The sequence below is a fragment of the Streptomyces sp. NPDC058579 genome, from assembly GCF_042718575.1.
In the GTDB taxonomy this organism is placed as follows: domain Bacteria; phylum Actinomycetota; class Actinomycetes; order Streptomycetales; family Streptomycetaceae; genus Streptomyces.
Window position 1 is genome coordinate 273,358 of record NZ_JBHXPI010000007.1, and the last position, 8,250, is coordinate 281,607.

Annotated in this window: 7 protein-coding genes; 3 read left to right on the forward strand and 4 right to left on the reverse strand. The window is 71.4% G+C overall.

The annotated features are described in order from the left end of the window. Positions 1-27: 27 nt before the first annotated feature. Positions 28-855 carry a hypothetical protein gene (locus ACFWRO_RS12925; protein ID WP_384508544.1) on the reverse strand — a complete coding sequence of 276 codons (828 nt, stop codon included), beginning with the start codon at positions 853-855 and terminating at the stop codon, positions 28-30. Positions 856-1,004: 149 nt separating this feature from the next. Between ACFWRO_RS12925 and ACFWRO_RS12930 the strand changes: the two genes are divergently transcribed. Together ACFWRO_RS12930 and ACFWRO_RS12935 are read left to right on the forward strand one after the other, a co-directional pair. Further along, positions 1,005-1,934 (forward strand): DUF4097 domain-containing protein, encoded by a 930-nt coding sequence (locus ACFWRO_RS12930; protein ID WP_384508547.1) that lies wholly within the window; start codon positions 1,005-1,007, stop codon positions 1,932-1,934. 1 nt (position 1,935) lies between these two features. Next, on the forward strand, positions 1,936-2,892 hold the full coding sequence (locus tag ACFWRO_RS12935) for a helix-turn-helix transcriptional regulator (RefSeq protein WP_384508550.1): 957 nt from the start codon (positions 1,936-1,938) through the stop codon (positions 2,890-2,892). Here ACFWRO_RS12935 and ACFWRO_RS12940 read toward each other — a convergent pair. From ACFWRO_RS12940 to ACFWRO_RS12950, 3 genes are all read right to left on the reverse strand, one after another. Beyond that, a complete protein-coding gene (locus ACFWRO_RS12940; protein WP_384508553.1) occupies positions 2,889-4,271 on the reverse strand; it encodes a glycoside hydrolase family 5 protein in 1,383 nt (460 codons plus the stop codon). The genes ACFWRO_RS12935 and ACFWRO_RS12940 overlap by 4 nt on opposite strands. Positions 4,272-4,346: 75 nt before the next feature. Next, positions 4,347-5,312, reverse strand: a complete 966-nt coding sequence (locus ACFWRO_RS12945) for a zinc-binding dehydrogenase (protein ID WP_384508556.1) — start codon at positions 5,310-5,312, stop codon at positions 4,347-4,349. Between the two features lie 142 nt (positions 5,313-5,454). Then, positions 5,455-6,663, reverse strand: a complete 1,209-nt coding sequence (locus ACFWRO_RS12950) for an NADP-dependent malic enzyme (protein ID WP_384508559.1) — start codon at positions 6,661-6,663, stop codon at positions 5,455-5,457. Between the two features lie 537 nt (positions 6,664-7,200). Here ACFWRO_RS12950 and ACFWRO_RS12955 point away from each other — a divergent pair. Further along, positions 7,201-8,175 carry an ABC transporter substrate-binding protein gene (locus ACFWRO_RS12955; protein WP_384508562.1) on the forward strand — a complete coding sequence of 325 codons (975 nt, stop codon included), beginning with the start codon at positions 7,201-7,203 and terminating at the stop codon, positions 8,173-8,175. Positions 8,176-8,250: the final 75 nt, after the last annotated feature.

An 8,250-nucleotide genomic window follows, 5' to 3' on the forward strand; every position in this document is an offset into this window, starting at 1 on the left:
CGCGTCCCCCGTGACCCCCTTCGGGGGTCACGGACCGCGCAGCCGGTCGTACACGAGCCCCAGCGCGCCGTGTACGACGAGCAGCGCTCCGGCCGCCGTCCAGCCTCCGCTGCGGCGGCCGATGCCCCAGGCGAGCAGCGGCAGTCCCGCCCCCAGTTGCGCCGCGCCGAGCAGCCGGGCCCGGGGGCCGCGCAGATACGGGCCGAAGGGGCCGCCCTCCACCGCGTCGAGTTCGGCGCGCACGGCGTCGCGCCAGCCGGACCATTCGAGCTGTTCCGCCCCCTGTGCCAGGGCGACCGAGCGGAGCCGGTCGGCGGTCTCGCCGGGGGTGAGGCCGGTGGGCAGGACGAGGCCCACGCGCGCGAGGACGGCGGCCAGGCCGACGAGCCGGGCGTGCGCGTCGGCGTCGCTGTCGGGCCGGGTGAGCGCCTCAAGGGCCTGCACGTCGAGGACGGGGTCGAGGGCGAGCCGGGCCGCGAAGGTGCGCATGGCCTCGTCCTCGCCGACCGGGGTGCCGTCCGCCAGCCAGGTGTAGCCGACGGTGCGGCGGAACCCGGCGGCCAGGGTGAAGCCCGCCCGGTCCGCGTCCCACCAGAGCGCGAGAACCGGCCAGGTGGCGGCGGAGACGGCCAGCGCGGTGGCCCAGCCGGTGACGACCCGCTCGACGGGCTCGCCGCCGTGGAGCCAGGGCTTCCCCTCGGGAATGACGACGCTCCATTCGGTTCCGGCCGGGGCGAGGAGCAGTTGTTCGCGCAGCAGCTGGGCCGGTGGGCGGACCGCCGCGGGCTCGGCGCGGCAGAGCAGCAGCGCCCCGGCGGGACGAGCGGCGGGGCTCGATCCGGATGTCGCGTTCATGAGGCCTTACGCTAGGCCAATTTGTCCCGTTACGAGAGTGAATGCCTGCTCGCGCCCTCACCGAACGGGGGTTGACTTCCCCGTACCGCGATATATCGTGTCTAGCGAGAGACGCGATATGTTGCGTCACCGAACGGGAGGTCAGCACGATGACAGAGTGGTCCGTTGCCGAGCCGACGAAACTCACGCTGACCGACCCCGTCTCCTGCCTCCGGGTCCGCGTCGTCAACGGCACGGTGAACGTGGTGGGCACCGACGAGAGCACCGCCCGGCTGGAGATCTCCGAGATCAAGGGCCCGCCGCTCATCGTGACGCAGGAGGGCTCGACCCTGACCGTCACCTACGAGGACCTGCACTGGCAGAACTTCCTCAAGTGGTTCGACCCCAAGGGGCTCCGCCGCCGGGCCGTGGTCTCGGTGGCCGTCCCGGCCGGCGCGGACGTCGAGGTGGGCGTGGTCGGCGCCGGTGCGGTGATCTCCGGGATCAGGGGGCGTACGGACGTCCAGGGCGTCACCGGTGACACCACCCTCGTCGGGCTCTCCGGACCGGTCCACGCGGAGAGCGTCTCCGGCTCCTTCGAGGCCCACACGGTCACGGGCGCGCTGCGGGTCAACACCGTGACCGGCGATCTGACCGTCATCGACGGCTCGGGGGCCTCCGTGAAGGCCGAAACGGTCAGCGGGGACCTGGTGATCGACCTGGACGCCGGCGAGCCGGCGGGACCGCCCACCGACATCCGCCTGACCAGCGTCTCCGGCGAGATCGCGCTCAGGATTCCGCACCCCTCGGACACCGAGGTCGAGGCCAGCACCACGAGCGGCGCCGTCTCCAACGCCTTCGAGGACCTCCGGGTGAACGGGCAGTGGGGCACGAAGAGCATCACCGGCACGCTCGGCGACGGCCGCGGCAAGCTCAAGGCCACGACGATGTCCGGCTCGATCGCCCTCCTGCGCCGCCCGGAGACGGTGAACCCCGAAGACTCCGACGGCTCCGAAGGCTCCGACCGCTCCACCGACGTCGGCGCCGCCCCCTCACCCTCCGCCACGCCCCCGTCCTCGCCCTCCGGAAAGGTGCTGTGACATGCCGCCCGTCTTCGCCCACGGCCGCCTGCGTCTCTATCTGCTCAAGCTCCTCGACGAGGCGCCCCGCCACGGCTATGAGGTGATCCGGCTCCTGGAGGAGCGGTTCCAGGGGCTGTACGCACCGTCGGCCGGCACGGTCTACCCCCGGCTCGCCAAGCTGGAGGCCGAGGGTCTGGTCACGCACGCCACCGAGGGCGGCCGCAAGGTGTACTCGATCACCGACGCGGGCCGCGCCGAGCTGGCCGGCCGCGTCGGCGAACTGGACGACCTGGAGCGGGAGATCCGCGAGTCCGTCTCCGAGCTCGCCGCCGAGATCCGCGACGACGTGCGCGGGGCGGCGGGCAAGCTGCGCAGCGAGATGCGCGCGGCGGCGAGCGAGACCCGGCAGAAGGGCTCCGCGTTCGCCGACGCCAAGGAGGAGCTGCGCCGCGCGAAGCAGGAGTGGCGGGAGCAGACCCGCCAGGCCCGCGAGGAGGCCCAGTCCGCGCAGCGGCAGGCCAAGGAGTTCCAGCGGATCGCCCAGCAGGTCCAGGACCAGGTCCAGGACCACTTCGCGCGCGGCGACTGGCCGAAGGGCGTCTGGGAGGGCATCTCGGACATCACCGCCCAGCTCGGCGGCCTGGTCACGGGCACGACACACCCCAGGGCCTCGGGTCGCACGACGGCTCCGGGGAAGCCGACCCAGGAGCAGACCGCGGCGGAGGCCACCCCGGCAGCCACCCCCGAGGACACCGTCTCGGAGGAGGCCGTCTCTGACTGGGCCCGGACCGTCGAGTCCACCGGCGACCCGGCCCGCGACCTGGACCGGCTCCTCGACCGGTTCCGCGACGACATCCGTGACGCCGCGCGGGACCACGGGGTGACGGCGGCCCAGCTGACCGAGGCCCGCCGCCACCTGTCGACGGCGGCGGACCGCGTCACCTCGCTCCTCCAGCCGGACCACAAGAACGCCTAGCGCGGGCCCCGGGTGGCGGTCACCGTCACCCGGGCGCCCGGGGCCGCGAGGACCAGGGCGGAGCCGCCGGACTTGCCCGTGCGGAGCACGATCGCCTTCCCCCGGGCCGTCACCTGCCAGGCGCCCGGGGGAAGGGAGAGCTCGGTGACCCGCGAGCCCCGGCGGGACGACACGTACTCCAGCCGGTAGACCCCGGCCCCGGCCTCTTCCCCGGAGTCGTACGCGGCGGAGGTGACCGTGCCCGCGACGGCCTCCGCGTAGGGCTCGGCGGTCAGCTCCTTGTTCGTACGGAAGGTCCCGGCGCCGTCCACGGCGCAGTACCCGCCGCCGTAGCACCACACATAGCCGGCCCACCCGCTGCCGTACCGGCCGAGGGAGGCCATCGCCTCGCGGTAGAAGCGGTTCATGTTCGGCAGGGTGTTGTTGAGCGGCCCCCACTCCCCCACGACGACCGGGACCTTGTACTCCTTGGGGTACTGCGTCACGGCCCGTTCGTACGTCTCGATCCAGCCGGCCGCCGGGTCGTAGTCGGCGCCCGCCTCCATGGCGGTGTTGTAGAAGTGCGGGGCATAGACGACCTTCGGGTCGTCGATCCGGCCGAGGCCGGTGGGCACGCCCTCGCCGACGATCGGGGTCGGCTCGACGAAGACCCAGGTGTCCCGGTCCACCGCGCGGACCGCGTCCGCGAGCCGGTTGTACATCGGGGTCAGCTGCTCGCGCTCGATCCGCCGGGCGGCGGTCGGCAGGTCCTCGCCCTCGCGCAGCTCGCCCATGGGCTCGTTGATCAGGTCGTAGCCGAGGACGGCCGGGTGGTCCTCGAACCGGTCGGCGAGCACGCGCCACATCGCGGCCTGGGCTCGGCGCAGGTCCTCGTCCTCGTAGAGATGTGTGAAGGCGCGCTGCACGGCCGGCTCGAAGTACTCGGCGAACCAGTCGTCCGGGTGCGGGGTGAAGGGCAGCCCGTCGGTCCTGGTCGCCCAGGCGGGCACGCCGCGGTGGCCGAAGGCGGGACCGAAGACGTCCTGGTGGGCGTCGATGAGGACGTGGACGTCGTACTTCTCCGCCCAGTCCAGGATGCGTTCGATCTTCCGCAGATAGTCCTGGCTGTACTGGCCGCGCCGCGGCTCCAGGTCGTCCCAGAAGACGAGCAGCCGGGCGAAGTTGAAGCCCTTGGCCCGCATGTCGCGGAAGTGCCGCTCGGTGATGGCGGAGAGGGCCTGTTCGCCGCGGTTGGCCTTGTCCTCGACGTTCCACCCGCGGAGGGTGAGGACGCGCCCTTGGTCATCGGTGAGACGAGGTAAGTCTTCTTGAGCGGGTACTCCGCCCGGGGCGAGGAGCGCGGCGACAACGGCGCCTGCGGCAAGGGTCGTTCGCAACATGGGGACCTCCGGCACGACGGTGTGATCGCGAGCGATCGCGGTGCCGGAGATCCCATCAGCAGATCTGACGATCCATCAAGAGTTGGTCAGGACGATCTTTCCGAAGAGGTCGCCGGAGGCCATCTTCTCGAAGCCCTCGCGCGCGCGGTCCAGCGGCAGCACCTGGTCGATCACCGGCCGGAGGCCCGTGGTGGCGCAGAAGGCGAGCAGGTCCTCCAGCTCGTCCTTGGTGCCCATCGTGGAGCCGACGATCTTGAGCTCCAGGAAGAAGATCCGGGTGAGCTCGGCGTGCGAGGGGCGGTCGCCGCTCGTGGCGCCCGAGATCACCAGGGTGCCGCCGGGGCGCAGCGACTTGACCGAGTGCGACCAGGTGGCGGCGCCGACGGTCTCGATGACGGCGTCCACCCGCTTCGGCAGCCGGGCGCCCGGCTCGTACGCGTCGAGGGCGCCGAGCTCGACGGCCCGCTTCCGCTTGGCCTCGTCGCGGCTGGTGGCGAAGACCCGCAGGCCGGCGGCGGCGCCGAGGGCGATGGCGGCGGTGGCGACTCCGCCGCCCGCGCCCTGGACCAGGACGGAGTCGCCGGGGCGGACGCCCGCGTTGGTGAAGAGCATGCGGTACGCGGTGAGCCAGGCGGTCGGGAGGCAGGCGGCCTCCTCGAAGGAGAGCTCCTTGGGCTTGGGGAGCACGTTCCAGCTGGGCACGGTGACGCGCTCGGCGAAGGTGCCCTGGTACCGCTCGGTCAGGATCGAGCGCGGCTCGTCGGGGCCGACCCCGTGGCCGGACTGGCCGATGACCGAGTGGAGGACGACCTCGTTCCCGTTCTCGTCGATGCCCGCGGCGTCGCAGCCGAGGATCATCGGCAGCCTCTCCTCGGGCAGGCCCACCCCGCGCAGCGACCAGAGGTCGTGGTGGTTGAGCGAGGCGGCCTTGACGGTGACGGTGGCCCACCCGGGACGCACCTCGGGCTCGGGCCGCTCGCCCAGCTCAAGGCCGTTCAGCGGCTGGTCACGATCGATTCGGGCGGCGTAGGCAGCGAACATGGCCATGAGCGTAGGGTCACCGGGCCCGCGGCGGAACCGCGCATCGCTGTGACGCACGTCCCTGCCGCCGCGGCCACGAGGGGCATGCGGAAGGGCCCCGCCCTGAGACCAGGACGGGGCCCTCCGCGGGGTGCGCGCGGCGTCAGCGCCGGGCCACGCCCTCGGCGCGGGCGGCGGCGGCGACGGCGGTCGCGACCGCCGGGGCGACGCGCTCGTCAAAGGGCGACGGGATCACGCAGTCGGCGGCGAGCTGGTCACCGACCACGTCCGCGATGGCGTTCGCCGCGGCGATCTTCATGCCCTCGGTGATCCGGGAGGCCCGGACCTGGAGGGCACCGGCGAAGATGCCGGGGAAGGCGAGCACGTTGTTGATCTGGTTCGGGTAGTCCGAACGGCCGGTCGCCACGACGGCCGCGTACTTGTGCGCGACGTCGGGGTGGACCTCGGGGTTCGGGTTGGCCATGGCGAACACGAACGCGTTCGGCGCCATGGACGCGACCGCGGCCTCCGGGACCGTACCGCCGGAGACGCCGATGAAGACGTCCGCGCCGGCCAGCGCGTCCTCCAGGGAGCCGGTGAGGCCCGCCTTGTTGGTGATCTCCGCGAGCTCACGCTTGACCGGGTTCAGGTCGTCCCGGTCACGGCTGACGATGCCCTTGCGGTCCGTGACGGCCACGTCACCGAGCCCCGCCTCGAGGAGGAACTTGGCGATGGCGACGCCCGCCGCACCGGCGCCGGAGATGACCGCACGCAGGTCGCCGAGGCCCCGCTCGGTCAGCTTCGCCGCGTTACGGAGCGCGGCGAGGGTGACGACGGCGGTGCCGTGCTGGTCGTCGTGGAAGACGGGGATGTCCAGGCGCTCCTGGAGCTTGCGCTCGATCTCGAAGCACCGGGGCGCCGAGATGTCCTCCAGGTTCACGCCGCCGAAGGACGGGGCGAGCCGGACGACGGTCTCCACGATCTCGTCGGTGTCGGTGGTGGCGAGCGCGATCGGCACCGCGTCCACGCCGCCGAACTGCTTGAAGAGGATGGCCTTCCCCTCCATGACCGGAAGCGACGCCTCCGGGCCGATGTCGCCGAGTCCGAGCACCGCCGTACCGTCGGTCACGACCGCGACGACCTGGGACTTCCAGGTGTAGTCGTGGACCAGCTCCGGCTGCTCGGCAATCGCCGTGCACACCTTGGCGACGCCGGGCGTGTACGCGAGGGACAGGTCGTCCTTGTCGCGCAGCGGCACCGTGGCCGTGATGGCCATCTTGCCGCCGCGGTGCAGCGCGAAGGCCGGATCGAAGGGCTCCTGAGCCCCTTCCGTGCCGCTCTCGCTGCGAGGATTGACGATCTCCGCTGCCATTGGGTTGACCCCTTAAGTCTTCTTCATTTGAGGGTGGCCACTCCTTGTTGAGGAGGGGTGGGCGGGTCCCGCGGTCGCCGTGTCTGGCAACCGCGCGGGCGCGCCGCACAACGCGCCCTGAGCCCCGGATGAGGGGTGTGAGGATCCTTCTTACCGGACGTACATCACCGTAGACGAGTCCATTGCGGAGCGGTGACGCGGCTCATACGGACGCAAAGGCACCTTGCGCAGACCAGGCGCGTCGTCCCATGTCCGGAAACGTTCTCGTGTAGACCGGATGGTGGCCTTCGTGTCGTCCGGATGGCGAGATCAACCGGAGATTTTCCGGCCTCGGGGAGCATTCCCCGGAAGAGGTCCGGCCAGTGTCCACCGGGCCTCCGGAGTTCGGGGGTCACCCGTTATCCGATTTTGACATGCGTGGCCGTCTGATTGACGCCGTCCGAATGGCAAGATGCGCGTAATCACACGAGGTCGCGACACCCGAAGGTGCGTGCGCGCGGCCTATGGCAACGCCTCACACGCCGGAGGAACCCGACCATGACCGCACGCTCCACGCGCCGCACGACCGCCAAGACCCGCACCTCCCGTCTTGCCGCGGTCGCCGCCATCGCGGTCGCCGGCTCCATGCTGCTGACCGCCTGCGGCGACCAGACCAACGGTGGCTCGACCCCCACGGGCGACAAGACCTCCGGCGCCGTCTCCGACGCCCCGCTCTTCGCCAAGCTCCCCGCCGACATCCAGAAGGCCGGCGTCATCAAGGTGGGTACGGACGCCACGTACGCCCCGATGGAGTTCAAGGAGGGCGACAAGATCGTCGGTGTCGACCCCGACATCGCCGCCGCCCTGGGCAAGCAGCTCGGTGTGAAGTTCGAGTTCGCCAGCGGCACGTTCGACACCCTGCTCACCGCGCTCCCGACCGGTCGTACGGACGTCGTGATGTCCTCGATGACCGACACCAAGGCCCGCCAGGAGGGCCTGGACGACAAGGGCCAGAAGGTCGGCACGGGTGTCGACTTCGTCGACTACTTCACCGCGTCCACCGGCATCCTGGTCAAGAAGGGCAACCCGGAGAACATCAAGTCCCTCGACGACCTGTGCGGCAAGAAGCTCGCCGTACAGCGGGGCACGACGTACGAGCAGGCCGCCAAGGACCAGGCCGAGAAGTGCAAGAAGGACGGCAAGCCCGCCCTCACCTTCGAGTCCTTCCCGACCGACGCCGAGGCCCAGACCCGCGTCAAGGCGGGCGGCGCCGTCGCCGACCTGAACGACTCGCCGGTCGCCGCGTACATCGCGAAGACCGCGGGCGGCGGCAACGACTTCGAGGCCATCGCCAACAAGACGGACGCCGGCTTCTTCGGCATCGCCGTCGACAAGAAGGACACGCAGCTGCGTGACGCGATCAAGGAAGCCCTCGACGCGATCATCAAGGACGGCACCTACAAGGCGGCGCTGGACAAGTGGAACGCCGGGGACGGCGCCATTCCCGCGGCCAAGATCAACGGCGGCTCCTGATCCCGACGCACCACTGAAGGGCAGTCGTTGTGACTGACAAGCTCGACAAGGTTCCGGACGGGGCGTCGCCCGCCC

Excerpts from the sequence above, each read along its gene's own strand:
- ACFWRO_RS12925 (WP_384508544.1), bottom strand. The coding sequence starts at position 855 with ATGAACGCGACATCCGGATCGAGCCCCGCCGCTCGTCCCGCCGGGGCG.
- ACFWRO_RS12930 (WP_384508547.1), top strand. The coding sequence starts at position 1,005 with ATGACAGAGTGGTCCGTTGCCGAGCCGACGAAACTCACGCTGACCGAC.
- ACFWRO_RS12935 (WP_384508550.1), top strand. The coding sequence starts at position 1,936 with ATGCCGCCCGTCTTCGCCCACGGCCGCCTGCGTCTCTATCTGCTCAAG.
- ACFWRO_RS12940 (WP_384508553.1), bottom strand. The coding sequence starts at position 4,271 with ATGTTGCGAACGACCCTTGCCGCAGGCGCCGTTGTCGCCGCGCTCCTC.
- ACFWRO_RS12945 (WP_384508556.1), bottom strand. The coding sequence starts at position 5,312 with ATGTTCGCTGCCTACGCCGCCCGAATCGATCGTGACCAGCCGCTGAAC.
- ACFWRO_RS12950 (WP_384508559.1), bottom strand. The coding sequence starts at position 6,663 with ATGGCAGCGGAGATCGTCAATCCTCGCAGCGAGAGCGGCACGGAAGGG.
- ACFWRO_RS12955 (WP_384508562.1), top strand. The coding sequence starts at position 7,201 with ATGACCGCACGCTCCACGCGCCGCACGACCGCCAAGACCCGCACCTCC.